The 20,443-nt window shown below is 35.7% G+C and carries 22 protein-coding genes and 1 pseudogene; 13 read left to right on the plus strand and 10 right to left on the minus strand.

Annotated elements, in window-relative coordinates; genetic code table 11:
* Positions 1–117 precede the first annotated feature (117 nt).
* Both BUA89_RS21700 and BUA89_RS21705 read left to right on the plus strand, forming a co-directional pair.
* Positions 118–993, plus strand: coding sequence for a tyrosine-protein phosphatase (locus BUA89_RS21700; RefSeq protein WP_072963949.1), 876 nt, complete (start codon positions 118–120; stop codon positions 991–993).
* A 110-nt stretch (positions 994–1,103) separates the two neighbouring features.
* A complete protein-coding gene (locus BUA89_RS21705; RefSeq protein WP_072963951.1) occupies positions 1,104–2,495 on the plus strand; it encodes a type III PLP-dependent enzyme domain-containing protein in 1,392 nt (463 codons plus the stop codon).
* A 141-nt stretch (positions 2,496–2,636) separates the two neighbouring features.
* Here the strand turns inward: BUA89_RS21705 and BUA89_RS21710 are convergent, their stop codons facing one another.
* The gene (locus BUA89_RS21710; RefSeq protein ID WP_072963953.1) at positions 2,637–3,296 is read right to left on the minus strand and encodes an HAD family hydrolase; all 660 of its coding nucleotides are present in this window, start codon (positions 3,294–3,296) and stop codon (positions 2,637–2,639) included.
* Between the two features lie 165 nt (positions 3,297–3,461).
* Between BUA89_RS21710 and speB the strand changes: the two genes are divergently transcribed.
* From speB to BUA89_RS21730, 4 genes are all read left to right on the plus strand, one after another.
* Positions 3,462–4,316 (plus strand): agmatinase, encoded by an 855-nt coding sequence (gene speB, locus BUA89_RS21715; RefSeq protein ID WP_072963955.1) that lies wholly within the window; start codon positions 3,462–3,464, stop codon positions 4,314–4,316.
* Between the two features lie 67 nt (positions 4,317–4,383).
* Entirely contained in the window at positions 4,384–5,226 is an 843-nt protein-coding gene (locus BUA89_RS21720; protein ID WP_072963957.1) for a bifunctional helix-turn-helix domain-containing protein/methylated-DNA--[protein]-cysteine S-methyltransferase, read from the plus strand.
* Between the two features lie 130 nt (positions 5,227–5,356).
* Complete coding sequence (locus BUA89_RS21725) at positions 5,357–5,965, plus strand: alpha-ketoglutarate-dependent dioxygenase AlkB family protein (RefSeq protein WP_072964070.1); 609 nt, start codon at positions 5,357–5,359, stop codon at positions 5,963–5,965.
* 195 nt (positions 5,966–6,160) lie between these two features.
* Positions 6,161–6,652 (plus strand): DinB family protein, encoded by a 492-nt coding sequence (locus BUA89_RS21730; RefSeq protein ID WP_072963960.1) that lies wholly within the window; start codon positions 6,161–6,163, stop codon positions 6,650–6,652.
* 191 nt (positions 6,653–6,843) lie between these two features.
* Here the strand turns inward: BUA89_RS21730 and BUA89_RS21735 are convergent, their stop codons facing one another.
* From BUA89_RS21735 to lptB, 3 genes and pseudogenes are all read right to left on the minus strand, one after another.
* Positions 6,844–7,800 (minus strand): helix-turn-helix transcriptional regulator, encoded by a 957-nt coding sequence (locus BUA89_RS21735; RefSeq protein WP_072963962.1) that lies wholly within the window; start codon positions 7,798–7,800, stop codon positions 6,844–6,846.
* Between the two features lie 61 nt (positions 7,801–7,861).
* On the minus strand, positions 7,862–9,589 hold the full coding sequence (locus tag BUA89_RS21740) for an ABC transporter ATP-binding protein (RefSeq protein WP_072964072.1): 1,728 nt from the start codon (positions 9,587–9,589) through the stop codon (positions 7,862–7,864).
* A gap of 501 nt (positions 9,590–10,090) precedes the next feature.
* Positions 10,091–10,816 (minus strand): annotated as a pseudogene (lptB, locus tag BUA89_RS21745) (LPS export ABC transporter ATP-binding protein); the annotation flags it as partial.
* 160 nt (positions 10,817–10,976) lie between these two features.
* Between lptB and BUA89_RS21750 the strand changes: the two are divergent.
* From BUA89_RS21750 to BUA89_RS21760, 3 genes are all read left to right on the plus strand, one after another.
* Positions 10,977–11,270 (plus strand): TM2 domain-containing protein, encoded by a 294-nt coding sequence (locus BUA89_RS21750; protein ID WP_072963966.1) that lies wholly within the window; start codon positions 10,977–10,979, stop codon positions 11,268–11,270.
* A gap of 72 nt (positions 11,271–11,342) precedes the next feature.
* Positions 11,343–12,071 carry a hypothetical protein gene (locus BUA89_RS21755; protein ID WP_072963968.1) on the plus strand — a complete coding sequence of 243 codons (729 nt, stop codon included), beginning with the start codon at positions 11,343–11,345 and terminating at the stop codon, positions 12,069–12,071.
* An 81-nt stretch (positions 12,072–12,152) separates the two neighbouring features.
* A complete protein-coding gene (locus BUA89_RS21760; RefSeq protein ID WP_072963971.1) occupies positions 12,153–12,335 on the plus strand; it encodes a hypothetical protein in 183 nt (60 codons plus the stop codon).
* Between the two features lie 51 nt (positions 12,336–12,386).
* Here the strand turns inward: BUA89_RS21760 and hemB are convergent, their stop codons facing one another.
* Positions 12,387–13,376 (minus strand): porphobilinogen synthase, encoded by a 990-nt coding sequence (hemB, locus tag BUA89_RS21765; RefSeq protein WP_072963973.1) that lies wholly within the window; start codon positions 13,374–13,376, stop codon positions 12,387–12,389.
* 119 nt (positions 13,377–13,495) lie between these two features.
* Between hemB and BUA89_RS21770 the strand changes: the two genes are divergently transcribed.
* From BUA89_RS21770 to BUA89_RS21785, 4 genes are all read left to right on the plus strand, one after another.
* On the plus strand, positions 13,496–13,846 hold the full coding sequence (locus BUA89_RS21770; protein ID WP_072963975.1) for a T9SS type A sorting domain-containing protein: 351 nt from the start codon (positions 13,496–13,498) through the stop codon (positions 13,844–13,846).
* A gap of 104 nt (positions 13,847–13,950) precedes the next feature.
* Positions 13,951–14,862: an ABC transporter ATP-binding protein gene (locus BUA89_RS21775; protein WP_072963977.1), complete on the plus strand. Its 912-nt coding sequence runs from the start codon at positions 13,951–13,953 to the stop codon at positions 14,860–14,862.
* A 2-nt stretch (positions 14,863–14,864) separates the two neighbouring features.
* Positions 14,865–16,175, plus strand: coding sequence for an ABC transporter permease (locus BUA89_RS21780; RefSeq protein WP_072964074.1), 1,311 nt, complete (start codon positions 14,865–14,867; stop codon positions 16,173–16,175).
* A 17-nt stretch (positions 16,176–16,192) separates the two neighbouring features.
* Positions 16,193–16,660 (plus strand): hypothetical protein, encoded by a 468-nt coding sequence (locus tag BUA89_RS21785; protein ID WP_072963979.1) that lies wholly within the window; start codon positions 16,193–16,195, stop codon positions 16,658–16,660.
* Positions 16,661–16,738: 78 nt separating this feature from the next.
* Here the strand turns inward: BUA89_RS21785 and BUA89_RS21790 are convergent, their stop codons facing one another.
* The 5 genes from BUA89_RS21790 to BUA89_RS21810 all read right to left on the minus strand — a co-directional run bounded on the left by BUA89_RS21790 (position 16,739) and on the right by BUA89_RS21810 (position 20,438).
* Positions 16,739–17,410, minus strand: a complete 672-nt coding sequence (locus tag BUA89_RS21790) for a porin family protein (RefSeq protein WP_072963981.1) — start codon at positions 17,408–17,410, stop codon at positions 16,739–16,741.
* Positions 17,411–17,426: 16 nt separating this feature from the next.
* On the minus strand, positions 17,427–18,299 hold the full coding sequence (gene sucD / locus BUA89_RS21795; protein WP_072963983.1) for a succinate--CoA ligase subunit alpha: 873 nt from the start codon (positions 18,297–18,299) through the stop codon (positions 17,427–17,429).
* Positions 18,300–18,390: 91 nt separating this feature from the next.
* The gene (locus BUA89_RS21800; RefSeq protein WP_072963985.1) at positions 18,391–19,293 is read right to left on the minus strand and encodes a UDP-3-O-(3-hydroxymyristoyl)glucosamine N-acyltransferase; all 903 of its coding nucleotides are present in this window, start codon (positions 19,291–19,293) and stop codon (positions 18,391–18,393) included.
* A 221-nt stretch (positions 19,294–19,514) separates the two neighbouring features.
* Positions 19,515–20,081 carry an elongation factor P gene (efp, locus tag BUA89_RS21805; RefSeq protein WP_072963987.1) on the minus strand — a complete coding sequence of 189 codons (567 nt, stop codon included), beginning with the start codon at positions 20,079–20,081 and terminating at the stop codon, positions 19,515–19,517.
* A gap of 15 nt (positions 20,082–20,096) precedes the next feature.
* Complete coding sequence (locus BUA89_RS21810) at positions 20,097–20,438, minus strand: hypothetical protein (RefSeq protein ID WP_228420662.1); 342 nt, start codon at positions 20,436–20,438, stop codon at positions 20,097–20,099.
* Positions 20,439–20,443: the final 5 nt, after the last annotated feature.

Genomic DNA, 20,443 nt, shown 5'->3' on the forward strand with positions numbered 1-20,443 from the left:
TCTGGCAATCTGTTTAGTTCACTTTATTTTCTCTGGTTCTTCAGAATTATAATTATTATCTAAGTTAATGCTAAATCCTTTGGCAAATCTAAAGGTAATCAGTGGGAAAATAAAAAAATGAAAAACTCAATCAAAATATCATTTCTAGTTATTTCAATATTCTGTATTTTCTCATGTAAAACGCAGAAATTTTCCACACCCGAATATGGAAAAGATATAGCAACAAAGGATATTCTGATTAAAAAAGTATATAATTTTCGAGAAGTTGCTAATATCAAAAATAATGATGGAAGAACTTTAAAACCTGGAAAACTTTACAGAAGCGGGCATCTTCATCAATTAAAGAAAAGGTCTTTTGATGAAATCAAAAAATTAGGAATCAAAGAAATTATTGATCTTAGAAATTCAAAAGAAATTGCTCAAAAACCGGACAATCTTCCAAGCGACATTGTGTACAAAAACTATTCGGCTTTTGAAGACAAAGGTGACCAATTGGATCAGGCTAAAAAATTAGTATTAAAAGGAAAAGTCAACGGTTCGGATGCTGATGAAAGAATGCTTGATTTTTACAAGGATTACGTCACAGAAAATCCCGAAATCATCAGGAAAATCATCACCGAAATTTTAGAATCAGATCAACCGGTTTTATACCACTGCACGGCAGGAAAAGACCGCACAGGAATTACTACTGCTTTAATTTTAAGTATTTTAAAATTTGATAAACAAACCATTTACAACGAATATCTTTTATCGAATAATTACAGAAAAAAATTAGTTGATAAGAGACTAAACTTATCCAAAAATTTACATTTTCTCTATCCAAAAATGGATGTAAAAGTGTTGGAAAAATTAAGTTGGGTAGAAACCGATTATCTGGACGCCGCTTTTAATGAAATCAACAATAAATACGGTTCAATTGATATTTATATTCAACAGGCTTTAGGAATTTCTGAAAATAAGAGACAGGAATACATTCAGAAGTTTACATATTAATAATCCGGACGAAATTTTCACTAAAAACACCTGAAAATTTATAATAAATTTAACGCGAAAAAATCAAACTTTTTTAGCAATTTTGCATTTCTTAATTCACCTTTTTAGAAATGAAAATAAAATACTCGGAACTTATTGATCAGACGTTGTATTTCCCTACTGAGGAGTTCAATGTATCTGAGAACAATTTGTCGTTTCACGATATTCCTCTGATGGATGTTGTTGAACAGTTTGGCACCCCGCTAAAAATTAGCTACCTGCCGAGAATTTCTCAAAATATCCAGAAGGCCAAGAGTTGGTTTAAGGAAGCTTTTGAGAAAACCGAATATAAGAAGAATTATAGGTACTGCTACTGTACAAAATCGAGTCATTTCAAATTTGTGTTGGAAGAAGCTTTGAAAAACGATATTTCTATAGAAACTTCTTCTGCGTATGATATGGATATTGTGAAATCTCTTTATAAAGAAGGGAAAGTAACGAAAGATATTGAAGTAATCTGCAACGGTTTCAAAACAGATGATTATCTGGCAAAGATTTCAGATATGATCAACAGTGGTTTTGAAAATATTACGCCAATTTTGGATAATTACCGTGAACTGGATAAACTGACAGAAAGCATTGATACAACCTTCGACATCGGAATCAGAATTGCATCTGAGGAAGAGCCGAAGTTCGAATTTTATACATCAAGATTAGGAATCGGATATAAAGATATCATTCCTTATTACAGCCAGAAAATTGCTGAGCATCCGAATGCGAGATTGAAAATGCTTCACTTTTTCATTAATACAGGAATCAAAGACACGGCATATTACTGGAACGAATTATACAAATGTCTTCGTGTTTATGCACGTTTGAAGAAAATTGCTCCCGAAGTAAATTCACTGAATATCGGTGGAGGTTTCCCAATCAAGACATCGTTGCAGTTCGATTACGATTATCAGTATATGGTTGAAGAAATAGTTTCTCAGATCAAAAAATTCTGTGAGGAAGAAGGAGTTGAAGAACCAAATATTTATACAGAATTTGGAAGTTTCACGGTTGGAGAAAGTGGCGCGAACATTTATAAAATTATTTCTCAGAAACGTCAGAACGACAGAGAAAAGTGGAATATGATCGATTCATCTTTCATGACGACGCTTCCGGATACTTGGGCGATTTCAAGACACTTTATCATGCTTCCTTTGAATCGCTGGGATGATACGTATGAAAGAGTTTTCTTAGGCGGATTAACCTGTGATTCAGATGATTACTATAATTCCGAACAACATACCAACGCCATTTATTTACCAGTTTTCAGTGATACAAAGCCTTTGTACATTGGTTTCTTCCACACGGGAGCATATCAGGAAACAATCGGTGGTTATGGTGGTGTTCATCACTGTCTGATGCCTCAGCCAAGACACGTACTGATTCAGAAGGACGAAAACGGTGAGTTGCATTATGAAGTTTTCCGTGAAAAACAGGAACCTGAAGATGTACTGAAACTTTTGGGGTATTAATAATAGTCGTCATTGCGAGGAGCAAGGCGACGAAGCAATCTCAAAAAGATTATAGAGATTCTTCACTACATTTTGTTTCTTTCCGAATGACAACAACAAAATATAAAATTAAAGCTCTCAAATTCTGAGAGCTTTTTTTACTTAAAAATATTTTGAAATTTTATCTAATTGTAATTCTTCATAATCAGAAACCACGGTATCCGCCAGCGTATAATCCTGGTTTTTAGAATGTGGACTTCTATAGGCCGCGCAGAATATTTTTGCCCGGTGCGCTGCCAAAATTCCATTGGTGGAATCTTCAATCACCATACAGTTTTCTACAGGTTCATTTGCCATTTCTGCAGCCAGAAGAAAAACTTCAGGATGAGGTTTTGATTCTTTTAAATCCGCGCCACTTATTTTTCCGCTAAAATATTTTTCGAGCTCAAATTTTTCGAAAACCATGTTGATTGTGGTCATCGTCGCAGAGGAAGCTAAAATTAATTTTATCCCTTTCTCAAAATAATGTTCTATTAAATCTTTTACTCCGGTAATTAAATCAAATTCTTCATCATTATAAAAATAATCCTTGAAATAATCTCTTTTGATTTTTGCTATTTCTTCATAAGTCTGAGTTAGATTAAATTGAGCAATTAAAGTTTCGGCAACTCTTTTCGTAGAAGCTCCCGTAAAAGAAGTATATAAATCTTCAGGAACTTCGATTCCCAAATCCTTGAATGTTTTGAAATAAGCTTTTCTATGTAATGGTTCTGTATCTACAATCACTCCATCCATATCGAAAAGAACGGCTTTTAAAGGCATATTTTGAATTTTAAACAAAAATAACTTTTAAAATTTAAAGATTAAAGGATTTAAAAATTAAAAAAATAGAATGAAGGTTAAAAATTCATAACTCATCACTCATAATTTATAACTCGAAGAGTATTTTGTATCTTTGCCGAAATCATTTAATTTTTAAATAAAGACATGAAAACATACGCAGGAATTCCTGAAGAGAATGCATCATTAGAGAACTCGAAAGTAATGTTGGTGACTGTTCCTTACGACGGAACTTCAACTTGGGGAAAAGGAGCGGATAAAGGTCCGGAATTGTTCTTAAACGCTTCTGAAAACATGGAGCTTTACGACATTGAAACTCAAACTGAACCTTACTTGGAAGGAGTTTATTTAGCCGGAGAAGTTTCTGAAAATTCTACACCGGAAGCCATGACAGAAGCGGTTTACCAAAAAACAAAAGAGCTTTTGGCTAATGATGGTAAATTATTCACGCTTTTCGGTGGAGAGCATTCTGTTTCTATCGGTTCTATTCGTGCGGTTGGTGAGAAATTCGAGAACTTAACGGTTCTTCAATTGGATGCTCACACAGATCTTCGTCCGGAATTCCACGGTTCTACTTCCAATCACGCTTGTGCGGTTTTTGAAGCCAATCAGAAGCACAATTTGGTGCAGGTGGGAATTCGTTCTATGGATATCGAAGAGGCGGAATATTTACCAGAAGGAAGAGTATTTTTCGCTCACGAAATTGCCAATAACGAAAATTGGGTAAATGACGTGTTGGAAAAAGTTTCAGGAAATGTATACATTACAATTGATTTAGATGCTTTCGATCCGTCAATTGCGCCGTCAACAGGAACTCCGGAGCCAGGCGGTTTACAATGGTATCCAACGTTGGAATTATTAAGAAAAGTATTCGAAAAATGTAACGTTGTAGCATTTGATATTGTAGAATTAATGGATTCTCCGATGGCAAAACCAAGTGCATTCCTGGCTGCAAAATTATATTACAAAATGCTTGCTTATTATCATATTAATCAAGACTAAAACTTCGCAAGAATCGGATTTTTTCTATTAGAAAATCTTTGGAAATTTGTGAGGTAAATTCAATGTTATGTCTACACAAAACCAGATCGATTACGAAAGAATTGCGAAAGCGATAGAATATATCCAGAGTAATTTTAAGCTTCAGCCCAATTTGGAGGAAGTAGCGGAAAAAATTCATTTAAGTCCGGCTCATTTTCAGAAGATGTTTTCTGATTGGGCAGGAACAAGTCCGAAGAAATTTTTACAGTTCATTAGTCTTGAACATGCTAAAAATTTATTGAAGGAAGAAAAAGCGAGTTTGTTTGATACCGCTTACGAGACAGGATTTTCAAGTACCAGCAGATTGCACGATTTGTTTGTGAAAATCGAAGGAATGTCTCCGGCAGAATATAAAAACGGAGGAAAAAGTCTCAACATTAATTACAGCTTTTCCGAAACACCTTTTGGAAATGTAATTGCAGCTTCCACAGAAAAAGGAATCTGTTATATGGCTTTTGAAACCGATACAAATAAAGCATTGGGAGATTTAATTTTAAAATTTCCTAATGCTTCTTTTTTTGAAAAACAGGATGATTTTCAGAAAAATTCCTTGTCCATTTTTAATAAAGACTGGACGAAACTCAACACCATAAAACTCCATTTAAAAGGAAGTGATTTTCAGTTAAAAGTCTGGGAAAGCCTTCTTAAAATCCCAATGGGGAAATTATCAACGTACGGAAATTTAGCAGAAAAAATAGGTAATCCGGACGCTTCACGAGCAGTCGGAACGGCAATTGGAAGTAACCCTGTAGCTTTTTTAATTCCCTGTCATCGGGTGATTCAGTCTTCCGGGAATCTTGGCGGTTATCGATGGGGAAGTGAAAGGAAACAATTGATGGTGGGTTGGGAGAGTTCTAAAATTTATTCTTAAAATTCTATTTTTATATTAATTATTTTCTCCCACAAATTTTCGCAGATTTGCACAGATGTTGTGTTTATTTGTGAAAAATATTTGTGCAATTTGTGTTTAAAAATATTTAGCTTAAAGATTATTAAAAATGATGAGTTTATTCGAAGACATATCCGATTACCCTTTAAATATTCTTCCCAACGACGGAACCGTTCACTATTACGGAAAAGTTTTCTCCAGAGAAAAATCCGATTTTTACTATGATTATTTGTTCAATAAAATTCCGTGGGAGAATGATGAAGCGGTTATTTTCGGAAAATTAATTTTAACCAAAAGAAAAGTCGCGTGGTTTGGAGAAAAACCATTTGAGTATACCTATTCAAAACGAACAAAATATGCAAAATTCTGGACCCCCGAATTATTGGAATTAAAACAAAAATGCGAAGAAGTGACAGGAGAAACGTACAACTCCTGTTTGTTGAATCTATACCACGACGGAAGCGAGGGAATGGCCTATCACAGCGATGCTGAAAAGGATCTGAAAAAACACGGAGCAATTGCATCTTTAACTTTTGGAGCGGAAAGAAAGTTTTTATTTAAACACAAAACGACGAAAGAAAAAGTGGAAATATTCCTGGAAAACGGAAGTTTACTGGTCATGAAAGGGATAACGCAAGATCATTGGCTGCACAGACTTCCACCCACGACAAAAGTAAAAACTCCAAGAGTGAACTTAACTTTCAGAACCATTGAAGAATAAAAAAATGATCGACCTCAACAGCCGACCACTCTCAAATTATTTATTTACCTGACATTGTCATACTGCTCTAACGGAAAAAATATGTTGAATATTTTATGTTTTAAAAATATTTTTCACTCTTAAAATCCTACTGACAAGCTGTTGTCATTACCTCGTTTTATCTTTGTATCAGCAATAACAAACAATATTAAAATTATGACAACTACAGCAACCATCACAAAACAATTTATGACGTCAGAACAATTATTAGAACACTGGCAAGGTCACAGAAATCTGACAAGAAGAGTAATCGAAGCATTTCCTGAAAAAGAATTATTTGAATTTTCAGTTGGCGGAATGAGACCATTTGCAAAATTGGCCATTGAATTGATCAGTATCGGCGGACCTGCTTTGAAAGGAATCGTTGATAAAAATATGGAAGCATACAACGAAGAAGGTTTCAACCCAAAAACAAAAGAAGACCTTTTGAAAAAATGGGATGAAGAAACCGAAACGATCAATACATATTTCGCTCAGATTTCGGAAGAACGTTTTCAGGAAACATTCAATTTATTTGGTCAATATGAGTTTCCGGTGTATCAGAATATTTTGTATTTCGTTGATAATGAAATTCATCACCGCGGACAGGGCTATGTTTATTTAAGAGCTTTGGGAATCGAGCCGCCTTTTTTTTGGGAGAGATTTTAGGCTTTTTAATGCCTTTGTGGAGACTGAAATCTTTAATAAGTTACAATATGAAAAATCAGTCCTGATAAATTAAAGGTAAAAATGCATTTCATAAATTAAATTTTGACAATAAATTATATAGACTGCAAATTTGCTTTTAAAACCATCTTCAAATCAATCTGACTGAACCTCAACACATCGTGTTGGGGTTTTTATTGATGCTTAATGGCAATTTGAGTTAATAAATCATTCAATTGCTGTTTAAGACTTTCAGGCTCTAAAATAGTTGCATAGTCTGCAAAAGTAATCAACCAACGAGGAAATCCATCTTTAATTGATTCTGTTTCGAAAGTCAATTCAACCTTTCCATTTTCTACATCGGTTTCTTGGGTCAATCCATAGTATTTTTTAGAATTCACCAGAAATCCCATGATTTTTTTCTCTACTAAAAGTTTTACCCTCGTTTTATTTCCATTTTCATTTTTTCTGTAATCGTTGATTTGCCCATACTCTCCTAAAAATGGATGTTGAGTTTTTGAAATTTTCAAAATCCTGTCAACCCGAAATTGTCTGAAATCATTTCTCAACATGCAGAAAGCCATAATGTACCAATAATTGAATTCAAAAAAAACACCTACTGCTTCTATGGTTCTTGTTGAAATTTTATCATCAACGGTTTTATAGTCCATGATCAGCTGCCTTTTTTCTCCGATGCTTTCTAAAATCGTCGGAAGAACATCTTTTATGGTATCTTCCGTCGCCGCATGATACTGAAAAATATCAATCTGCTTTTCGATATTTTGTATTAAATTTCGGTCCGAATATTTCAACACAGAACGTACTTTTTCCATTGCCGCCTGATAATGGATTCCCAGACTTTGGTGTGAAAATTTCTGCATCAGTTTTTCGGCGGTGATGAAGCTCAAAACCTCTTCTTTGGTAAACATCACGGGCGGAAGTTTGTAGCCTTCCATTAGAGAATACCCACTTCCTGCCTCCCCGACAATCGGAATTCCGGCATTCTCCAATGTTTTTACATCCCGGTAAATGGTACGAATACTCACATTAAATTTTTGGGCAAGATCTTGTGCTCTTACAAGCGGTTTTGATTGTAGTTGCGTGAGAATTGCCGTGACGCGGTCGAGTTTCTTGAGGTAGTGGTCGTTCATTGAGGTGGAGCGTGTGAGGGTCTTAGAATTTAAGGTTTAACGAAATTATCTTTTATCTTAATTAATTGTCTTTAAAAGTATTCACCAATTTATCCAGATTCAGGCTTCTTGCGGAGGCATCAAAGATTTCTCTGTATGTTCCATTAATTTGCACCAATTCATCGTGTGTTCCGCTTTCTACTACCCGACCCTTTTTCATGACATAAATTTTATCTGAATCTAGGATCTGCGATAGAGAGTGGGAAATAATAATCACCGTCCGGCCTTCTTTTATCGCATCCAAAGAATTTTTAATCTGTTCTGTGGCAATTGCATCTAAACTTGCGGTAGGCTCGTCTAAGAAAATAATCGGTGGATTTTTCAGGAATAATCTGGCAATTGCAATTCTCTGCTGCTGCCCGCCCGAAAGTTGTGTTGCATCATGCCTGTACCCTTCTGGTAAATCTAAAATCTGCTCGTGAAGATAGGCTTTTTTCGCAGCTTCTTCTATTTCTTCGAAATTCGCATTCATGTTTCCATACCGGATATTGTCTTCGATACTTCCCTGGAAAATGTGATTTTTCTGCAGCACCAATCCGAGATCATCTCTTAAAGAGGTATTATCAAAATCATTTAAATTAACATGATCCAGCATAATTTCTCCTGAATCGGGAAGATAAAATTTACATAAAAGATTAATAATCGTTGATTTTCCGGCACCACTCAAGCCAACCAAAGCCGTAGTTTTTCCGTTTTCAATTTTCATGGAAACATCATGCAAAGCCTGAGTTCCGTTTGGATAAGAAAAGTTAACATTCTTTAATTCAAAATTGCCTTTGATGTCTTTTTCTACAAACTTTCCGTTGGGTTCTTTTTCGTCATCTGCATTTAAAATATCAAAATAACCTTCTGCATAGATCATCGCGTCATTCATGTCATCATAAATCCTGTGAAGCTGGCGAATTGGAGCCGAAACATTATTAAAAAGCATGATGTGTAGCATGATTGCACCGATTGTCATTTGCTGATCCAACACCAGATAAACCGTTAAAAGGATAATTAAAACCACTCCAAACTGTTCAATAAAAGTTTTTAAACCATCATATATAAAATTCGTTTTACGGGTAAACATTTGGCTATCCATCAACTGCATCTGCAGATCGTATTGTTTTTTTCCTTCAAACTTTTCACGGACAAAACTTTTAATGACCATAATGGAATTAATTAAATTCAACAATCCGGAAGTTTTTTGTTCCCGCTGATTTCTTAATTGTCGACGGACTCCACCCAATTTTTTCGCTTGTAACGAACTTATGTAAAAATAAATCGGGACGATAATGGTAGAAACAATTCCGACATACATATTCTGCAGATACATGATGATCAGGGCAATAATTGCATTGGAAAATAAAGGAAGCATATCGATGAAAAAGTTCTGAACCAGTCTTGTCAAACTTTCAATTCCCCGGTCGATTCTGATTTGCAGCTTCCCAGATTCATGGTTTTCATCATTAAAATAAGCAACCCGATAAGTCAAAATCTTGTCGATGGCAGACTGTGCCAGAACAGAACTTACATTGATCCTGATTTTTTCACCGTAAAATTTCTGTCCGAAATTGATGAAAATATTTAATAATTCCTTACCCAATAAAATCACGGAAATCAGTACCAAAACATGAATTCCCTCCGACATCGGATGCGGAAGGTGAGTAAGATTTGTCACCTCATCCACCGTGTATTTTAAGACCAACGGATTAACCTGTGCTGCCAAAGCTCCTAAAAATGTAAGAAATAAAGTTCCATAAATCATCAACTGGTAAGGTTTGATAAACGGAACAAGCTGTTTATAAATCCCGAATAAGGTGACGGTTCTGTTGAATGGTTTTGCCATAGGAATGAATTTAACTAAAAAACGTACCGTTTTACAGAGAAAAGGTACGTTTTATTCTATTTTTCAGCAAATAATTGCTTTAATTTAATTTTCGAATACGTAAGTTGTAAGATAATGCAGCTCCTGTCTGCTCGCGGCTTTGGATTCTGTTTCTGCCTGCTCTAAAGTGTAAAGAGAATTAATTTCCTTTTTCTGGAATACAAAAGAATTGTTTGCATTTTTATCCACCACATCATTGAAAATATGCTGAATTTCGGAATTTCCCAGTGAAGTTAAACCAATGTCCCCAAAACCATGCAATAATCTCAAATCATCAAACTGGGCAAAGTTTTTATCCACAAAAGCTTGAAACTGCTCCTTCGAATCGAAATTTCCTGCCCAAATATTGTAAGCATAGCTTTTCTTTTTGGGTTTATCCAAAATACTCTGATATACGAAGTTTTCTCCAAGATAAGCTTCTCGTACCTGCGGATCGTTTGCCAAATCTTCCGGAAGACCTTCTTTTAATATTCTTCCTTCAAACATGATGTAGGTTTTATTGGTAATCGCCAATGTCTGCTGTACGTTATGATCAGTAATCAGGATTCCGATATTCTTATCCACAAGGCTTCTTACAATTTTCTGGATATCTTCCACCGCGATGGGGTCAACCCCGGCAAACGGCTCATCCAGAAGAATAAAGCTGGGATCTGTTGCCAGACATCTTGCAATTTCCGTTCTACGTCTTTCCCCTCCGGACAAAAGGTCTCCACGGTTTTTACGGACATGCTGTAGCGAAAACTCTTCGATCAGCTCGTCACATTTAATCTGTTGTTCGCGTTTTGAAAGCTTCGTCAGCTGCAAAACTCCCATGATGTTTTCTTCCACCGATAATTTACGGAAAACAGACGCTTCCTGAGCCAGATACCCGATACCTTTCTGCGCTCTGCGGTACATGGCATCGGTGGTAATTTCCTGCTTATCAAGAAAAATTTTTCCGGAAGTAGGCTTAACCAAACCAACAATCATATAAAACGAAGTAGTTTTTCCTGCCCCGTTCGGACCAAGCAAACCAACAATTTCTCCCTGCTGAACCTGTACAGAAACGCCTTTTACAACTTTTTTAGGACCGTATTCTTTGATTAAGTTTTCTCCTCGTAAAATCATAACGGCAAAGATAAAGCTTTTTTGAATTCAATTTTTAGATTAAAAAGCGAAGGCGAAATTTTTATGATATTTTAATATAACCTATAACAAATTAGTTTGTAACATTTTAAGTTTTACAACTACTGATTAAAGACAATCAAGCATCAAAAAAAATATTACAATGGAAAATTACGGTTACACAAAAACAGACAATGATCAACATCAGCAAAGCAATGCCCCATATCGTTCAGAGAAGAAAATTCCGGCCGCATTACTGGGGATTCTTGTGGGTTGGCTTGCCTTAAACAAATTTTATCTCGGATATACCAAAGAAGGCGTTATTCAATTGGTTTTAAATATTATTACTTTTGGAGCGGCCTCTATCATTCCGTTTATCGAAGGGATCCTGTATTTATTTATGAGCGACAAGCAATTCGATGACACCTATGTTTACGGCAAAAAAGGCTGGCTGTAAGATTTATCATAATATATCAAATATCCTGTTTTAATTCCTTATTTTTATCTGATAATCATCACTTAAAACAATATGGAAAACAATCAGCAGCTTACAGATCTTTTAGCTTTAGATCTTGGAGTAAATATTATCAACAGAAGACCTTATGCCAAGGAAGTTTTCAAATGGCAGGATATGGATCTCCTTCCCCACTCTTCCACCGATACGCTACTTTGCGAAATCTATGAATGGAATGGCAGAAACTGGCGGACAACCAATAATAATCTGATCGGATATTTATTTGGCAGCGATCAACTGGGCACCATTAAAAACCAACTGATGAATGTTCAGAAATTTCCCGCTCTGATCCCGGATTTTGAATTTACAAAAGACAGTATGATTGAATTCGGACTAGCCTTACCCTCTCTTTTCAACATCGGAATTAATGGTGATATTAAAAATGCAAAAGATTTTTCGGTGAAAGTAAATGGTGTAACAAAATCCAGAATTACGAATATCGATTCGCCGGGAATTGAAATTTTAAGAAGCTATTCGGAGTTTACGCAGAATGAATCTAAATCTTACCGGAAAAATATTAAGTTTAATTTCTTAAGCACTTCTCTTTTTTATGCAGAGAGTGTGGAAATTAATCTGGAAAAGGAATCGGGAGTAAATGTAGATGTTAATTTCCAAACTCAAAATGTTGAGGTTTTGGCAAAAGTTGATACAGAAACCCATAAGAATTTTGTCTTGAAATATACAGGAAATCAGGCTCCTTTTGCGGCTAAATTCACAAAAGGAAAAGACTTTAATATTATGTAAAACTTACTTTCAAATAAATTATTTCAATATCAAGTGATAAATTTTATTAACTTAGAGGTACTAATCAAATAAATATTTATCATGAAAAAATTAGCAAGAAAAGATCTTTTGAAAGTGAATGGCGGAAATATCAGATTTCCTGATTCCAACGGAAACTGCCCTGCAGGGTGGTATCTTTGTCCGAAAAATGTTTGTGTGAATGATAACGGCGGCGAAAATCCGATAACACCAGAAAGTCCATACTACAAAATGTGCTTTGGATAAAATAAAAAACACCTCGGGTTGAGGTGTTTTCCTTTTTATGATGACTTAAAATTATTTATTTAAAATCATTGCCGCTTCCTTCGCAAAATAGGTGAAAATCATATCTGCGCCGGCTCTCTTGAAGCAGGTTAAACTTTCAATGATCGTTTTATCATTATCCAGCCAGCCATTTTGTGCAGCTGCTTTTACCATCGCATATTCTCCGCTCACATTATAAACTGCAATAGGCAAATCGATCGCTTCACGAACTTTAGAAACAATATCCAGGTACGGAAGTCCTGGTTTAATCATGATGATATCTGCACCTTCATCGATATCTTTAAAAACTTCATTTAAAGCTTCTCTTGAATTATGGAAATCCATCTGATATGTTTTTTTATCCTTCGGAATTTCCATATTATCTTTCGGGGCACTGTCTAAAGCACTTCTGAAAGGCCCGTAAAACGAACTCGCATATTTTGCGGCATAGCTTAAAATACCTACATCCGTAAATCCGTTTTCTTCCAGCGCTTCACGAATTACCTGTACCCTTCCGTCCATCATGTCGCTTGGCGCTACAATGTCGGCTCCGGCTTCTGCAAGTGACACAGACATTCTTGCTAAAGCATCATTCGTTGCATCGTTTACAATTTTACCGTTTTCTATAATTCCGTCGTGCCCGTAGATTGAATAAGGATCTAAAGCAACATCCGGCATTACCACCATTTCCGGCACCGCATCTTTAATCGCTCTGATTGTATTCTGCATCAGTCCGTTTTTGTTCCACGCTTCTTTTCCGGTGTTGTCCTTCAGGTCTTCCGAAACCTTCATATAAAGGTTGACAGCCTTTACGCCTAAAGAAAATAACTCTTTACATTCTTTTACAGTAAGGTCTATGCTCCTTCTGAAAATTCCCGGCATCGACGGGATCGGTTCTTCCTTATTTTCCCCCTCCATTACGAAGATCGGCATTACAAAATCATTAGTGGCAAGAGAACTTTCTCTTACAAGACTTCTTAAAGATTCGTTTACTCTCAGTCTTCTGTTTCTTGAATATATCATCTTTGGAATACTTTTTGAATAATTTATTGCAAATTTAATATAAGTTCTACAAAAAACTATTGCAAAGAATTATAGAATTTATTAATTTTGTTAGTAATAATTATGCAAATCAGACGTTGATGAAAAAACTTTTACTTTTATTTATCTTTTTAGGCACTTTTGTTGGATTTTCCAGCAATTTAAAAGCACAAATCAAAGAGCCCGCATCGTTCTCACAGAAGTCAGATGACGGAGTTCTTGTGGCCTACCCCAATCCTGCCAAGGATTTTCTTATCGTGAAGGCAAAAGATGCCAACCTAAAAATTAAAAGCGTCATCTTTTATTCAATTTTAGGAACACAGGTTGCCAACTATACCGTCAATATGAACTCGGGAGAGATCAATATTGAAAAACTAAAACCCGGAAAATATTTAATCCGATACATTTTGAGTGACAATACAATGAAAGTTACCCAAATTGTAAAACAATAAATTTAAATCCTGATAATCATCAGGATTTTTTCTTTTAGCTTAATTCTGTTTTAATAATTCCGTAACTTTCGGAACATTTTTATACTAATTATAAAAACAAATTAATGCTAAAAGCAGAACATATCAGAAAGACCTACAATGCCGGTAAAAAGGTAGCTTTGGATGATTTCAGCATCCATGTTCCAAAAGGCAGCATCTATGGTCTTTTAGGTCCGAACGGAGCCGGGAAAACTTCTTTCATCCGTATCATTAATCAAATTACTCAGGCTGATTCCGGAGAAATCCAGATTAACGGAGAAAAGCTTAATCCCAATCATATCAAAGACATCGGGTACATGCCTGAAGAAAGAGGTCTATACAAAAATATGACCGTCGGCGATCAGCTTCTTTATTTCGGGGAACTGAAAGGAATGAGTAAAAATGATGCGTTGCAGGAAGCCAAAAAATGGTTCGACAAACTTCATATCGATCAATGGTGGAAGAAAAAACTGTCTGAACTTTCCAAAGGGATGGCTCAGAAGATTCAGTTTGTAGTAACCGTTTTACACAGACCTCATCTTTTGATTTTAGATGAGCCTTTTTCAGGTTTCGACCCGGTGAATGCCAATTTAATTAAAGATCAGATCATCGAACTTAAAAATAGCGGAACAACGATCATCCTTTCAACTCACAGAATGGAAAGTGTGGAACAAATGTGTGACTATGTTGCTTTAATTAATAATTCCCAAAAAATTATTGACGGAAGAGTTTTCGATGTGAGAGAAAAATTCAAGAAAAATATCTTCGGGATTACCCTTTCTGAAGTAAATAACACTCAGCTTGAAAGTTTTAGGAATAAATATGAGATTTTCAATATGAATAATGAAAACAACCTGCTTTCCTTCGATTTAAAAAACGAATCCGATCAGAACCATATTCTTCTGGATCTTGTACAGGTAGGAAAAGTAAGATCGTTCGATGAAAAAATTCCGAGCATGAATGAGGTATTTATTAATGCGGTAAGCAATAACTCTTAATGATGAATAATATTTTTTTAATTACAAAAAGGGAATTTCTTACGCAGGTAAAGAAAAAATCCTTCGTTATACTGACACTTTTGGCTCCGGTGATGCTGATTGCCTTCGGAGCGGTAATCGGATTGATGTTTAAAGCCAACGAATCGCACAGTGTGATTGAGGTGGTTGACAAAAGCGGCTTATTTAAAAATCAACTGAAGTCGGATGACCAGCTGAATTATGTCATCGTATCAGCAGCCGATGAAAAATCGAAAATCAATAATTTAAAAGGCAATGAATCCTTAGACGGGATTTTAATCTTACCGGAATTAAAAAACCAAAATTTTGATGATTTACAACAGAATACAAGACTGATCATTAACAACAAAATCGGATTTGATACCAAAAAGAAGATTGTTTCTGATATTACAGATGTTGTTAAAAAAGAAAAAATCAAACAATTGGGTATCGAACAAACGCAGCTCAATAGCCTTGATAAAAGCTTTACCTTAAAGACTATCAATGTTTCTGAAAACAATAAGGAAGATTCTGATCTTGCTTTTGGTGTGAAAAGTGTGCTAAGTATGCTTCTAATGTACGTAACATTCATGTTTATCATCATTTATGGAGTACGAGTAATGAGAAGTGTTTTGGAGGAAAAAAACAACCGTGTTGTGGAGATTATCATTTCTTCCGTAAAACCTTTCGAGCTGATGATGGGGAAAATTCTGGGAGTAACTATGGTTGCCCTGACTCAGTTTGTGGTATGGATCACGATGTCCGTGGTTGGAGCTTTAGTTTTGAATACAGGTTTTTCATCCATACCGAAAAATATTCCCGGAGGAAACGAAGAGATGATGAGCAAGTTTGACATTCTGCAAATCGGAACGCAGATTTCGCACAGTTTATTAGAATTGAATTTCCCTTTAATTATCTTCGTATTTATCGTGTTTTTCCTCTTAGGATATATTTTTTACAGCTCTATTTATGCAGCCATTGGTTCTGCAGTAGACAATGAAACGGAAACGCAACAATTTACTTTATTTGCTATTCTCCCATTGATGCTGGGAATGTATGGAAGTTTTACACTGATGAATAATCCTGACGGGCCGCTTGGATTTTGGCTGTCGATTATACCTTTTACCTCGCCGGTTGCCATGATTGCAAGAATCCCTTTCGGGGTTCCAGCCTGGCAGATTGCTTTATCAATCGGATTGCTTTTAGGAACAACTATTTTTATGATTTTCCTTGCCGGGAAAATTTATAGAGTGGGAATTTTAATGTACGGAAATAAGGCTACTTTGAAGGAAATCTGGAAATGGATTAAAAATTAAATTCTAGTTGAATTATAATGAAAAAAGCCTTTCTGTTACTAATGGTCAGTATTTTCAATCTTCATTATACTCAGGCTTTAAATGAAGATATTGTTTTTGAAAACCTAGCCGATGAAAGTAAATTACTGATTGAAAACATTAATAAATTGCTTCCGAAAGCAAAAATAATTACAAAAAAAGAATGCAATCAATATGCATTGAGGCGGTATGGATGTATTGATAACTACACAATAGTCTATCTGTATAACAATAAGCCTATACTTATTGACCAAAAACAATTCAGCTCCATAACTGCTTATATTTCAAACGGAACTGAAAAAGAATCAACTTATATAACAAAGACAAGAATATATATAACCGATTGGGAAAACAAAAAGTTTATAGGAAAGAACATACTTTTAAGTCAGGAAGGGAAAAATGAATCAACTCCTTATCTTTATAAAAATGAAATTGAAGAAATAATTAAAAATTATGAAAGAAAATAATTTTGATTGTTATTAAAATAAACAAAAATCCCGAAACCTAAGTTTCGGGATTTTTTATGTTCTGCTTGAAATAAATTCTTAATTGAAGATGTAGGCTAAGCTTACGCTAAGAACCTGCTCAGATTTCTTTTTATCAGTTCCTTTCGGCTCATACTGAAGACCAGGATAGGTATTCGAAAGACCGAAATCATATCTTGCCGTAAGCTCCAGTTGTCTCTTATAGCTATAACCAATTCCAAGACCAATTCCAAAGTTGAAGCTTTTGGCTTTTCCGTTCAGTTTTGGGTTACCAAGCTCCGATTTATAATCCGGATCATAGTAAGGTTTTGATACCGGAACATTCTTCACACTCTGGTTCAATAAAAAATTAAATCTAGGACCAACTACACCAAAGAATTCTGATTCTGCTTCAGAAAAATAAGCTTTAAAGCTAACCGGTACACTTAAATAGTTATTCGCATATACTGCATCGTAACCATCAATACCTTTAGCATCCTTATCTTTCCCTGTTTCTCCAGCACCAAAATACTGAACTTCGGGTTGAAGATAAAACTGGTTTGCCTTCCCGATAGGGATTAAAGCTAAAATTCCTGCCTGAAACGCAAATCTTTTTCCTGAGGGATTGTGGGCATTTTTAACACCCGAATAATTGCCTCCTGCACTGATACCGAATCTTGTACTTTTAAGGTCAATTTGTGCAAAAGACAGAGTACTGACAGCCATTGCAGAGGCTAATAAAATTTTTTTCATATTGATGTTTTTAATATTAAGCTAAAACTTTTGCAATAGTAGCACCGATGTCCGCCGGAGAATCTACAACAGTAATACCGTTTTCTCTCATGATTTCCATCTTAGCCTGAGCAGTATCCTCTGCACCACCTACGATAGCACCAGCGTGTCCCATTGTTCTTCCTTTAGGAGCAGTTTGTCCTGCGATGAAACCTACAACAGGTTTAGTAGAACCGCTAGCTTTGTACCATCTTGCAGCTTCAGCCTCAAGACCACCACCGATTTCACCGATCATTACAACCGCTTCAGTTTCGGGATCGTTGATGAATAATTCCAAAGCTTCTCTTGTAGTAGTTCCGATGATTGGGTCACCACCGATACCGATAGCTGTAGAAATACCGAAACCAGCTCTTACCACCTGGTCTGCAGCTTCATAAGTAAGAGTACCAGATTTTGAAACGATACCTACTTTACCTTTTTTGAAAACGAAACCTGGCATAATACCAATTTTAGCTTCTTCAGAAGTAATGATTCCAGGGCAGTTTGGACCGATTAATCTGCAGTCTCTGTCGGCGATATAAGATTTTACTTTTACCATATCCGCTACAGGAATACCTTCAGTAATACATACAATCACTTTGATCCCCGCTTCAGCAGCTTCCATAATAGCATCAGCAGCAAATGCAGGCGGTACGAAAATGATACTCACGTTAGCTCCAGCTTTTGCAACAGCATCAGCAACAGTGTTGAATACCGGCTTTCCTAAGTGCTCGCTACCCCCTTTTCCCGGAGTAACACCACCTACTACGTTTGTTCCGTATTCGATCATCTGACCCGCGTGGAAAGTACCTTCGTTCCCTGTAAATCCTTGTACAATTACTTTAGAATCTTTGTTTACTAAAATTGACATTTTATTATAATTTTAATTTATTTATTATTTTTATTAATGCTCACAAATTTAATTAAATTTCTTTGATTAAAGATAAATCTAAACAATTTGTTTATTTGAGATTTCTCAGTTTAACCTCTTTTTTCAGATAAGTTTTAAAATCTTCTGCGAACATCCCGATATACGTTCCTTTTTCAAGATCTCTGTTGACTCCGGTTTTGCCTAAAAGGACTGATCCACTCTCGATTTTGTTTCCGGAAGCAATACCAACCTGTCCCCATAAAGTAACCTCATCACCGATGACACAGCATCCTGCGATACCGACCTGTGAAGCGATCAGACATTTTTTACCAATCACGGTATCATGGCCGATCTGGATTTGATTATCCAAAACAGAACCTTCTCCAATTACCGTAGAATCCGTAACACCTCTATCGATTGTACAGCCGTTTCCTATTTCTACATTGTTTTCGATCACAACGTTTCCAACAGAGATTAAACGGTCGAAATTTCCGTTTAATTTTCTGTAATAAAAAGCGTCGCCACCCAAAACGGTGTTTGACTGGATAACAACATTATCACCGATAACCGTTCTGTCACCAATGACCACATTTGGAAAAATAAGGGTGTTTTTTCCGATTGTCACATTATTTCCGATAACAGCAGTGCGATGGATTTTTGTACCTTCTCCGACTTCTACATCGTGAAGTTCTTCGGTAAAGTTATATATTCTCGTAAAGTGAGTATTGATCTTATTGAAATCCCTGAAAGGATCATCAGAAACCAAAAGCGCTTTTCCTTCCGGACATTCTACTTCTTTATCAATTAAAATGATGGTTGCAGCAGAATTTAAAGCTTTATCGTAATATTTCGGATGGTTGACGAAAACGATATCTCCAGGTCTTACCATGTGGATTTCGTTGGTTCCCAATACTTGGAAATCTTCTGAACCGATAAATTTAGCCCCGATAAGATCTGCAATAGTTTTCAGTTTTTGTGGCTGATGAAACGTCATATTTTTTAAATGATGTTTTTAAATTTTCAACCTTGTCAAGATTTGAAATCTTGACAAGGTTTTGTTTTTCAACTTTAGTCGCAGCCCGACCTGAGTGGAGCTCTTTTTGTTTCGTCTGAAAAGACGAGACAAAAAAGCGGGAACGGAGGGCGGAAATAGCTGCCATAAAAAATGAAAGCTGAAAGTATAACAACTTTCAGCCTCATATTATTCTTGAATAATTATTCTTTTACTCTTTCCAGGTAAGAACCGTCTTCAGTGCTCACTTTGATTTTGTCTCCCGGCTCGATAAACAAAGGAACCATTACTCTTGCTCCTGTTTCAACGATTGCGTTTTTAAGAGCGTTTGTTGCTGTGTTTCCTTTTACTCCCGGATCAGCTTCTACTACTTCCAAATAAACAGACTGCGGTAATTCGGCAGAAAGCGGGGTTTCGTCTACTTCTTTCAAAATGATCGTAACCTCTTCACCAGCTTTCATCAGGTTTGAGTTTTCAATCATATCTTTATTTAAGTATAATTGAGAGAAGTCATCATTATTCATGAAGTGAAAACCATTCTCATCATCATAAAGATACTGATATTTTCTTGTGATAACTTTTACCTCGTCGATTTTGTGACCTGCCGAGAATGTATTGTCGATTACCTTTCCGTTGGTTACAGATTTTAATTTTGTTCTAACGAAAGCAGGACCTTTTCCTGGTTTTACGTGAAGGAACTCGATTACTTTATAAATATCATTGCTGTACTCTATACACAGACCTTTTCTGATATCGTTACTTGTTGCCATTAATTTTGTATATAATTATTTTCTTTTATTAAATTGTATTCCCTGACCCTGAAACTGATTTCTATTGAATACATTATTGCTGTTAAATGTATTCATATTATTATTCAATCTGTTGACATTCGTCTGGATCTCGGAACTGTATGGGCTGGCAGTACCTAAAATTGAATTGCTGCCGGTATTATTTTGTTTCAGAATATCATTAAAGTTATTCCTGGCAATACTATCATTAGACTTCGAAGGAAGCTTTCTTTCCATAATGGAAGTCCTGGTTGTCTTCTCAGTTTTTAATCCTTCCGTTTGCTGTCCAAACAGAAAAGATGTCGCAGAGAGCGTTATCAGTAAGATTAAGTTTTTCATGACAG

The organism is Chryseobacterium arachidis (assembly GCF_900129245.1).
Classification (GTDB): domain Bacteria; phylum Bacteroidota; class Bacteroidia; order Flavobacteriales; family Weeksellaceae; genus Chryseobacterium; species Chryseobacterium arachidis.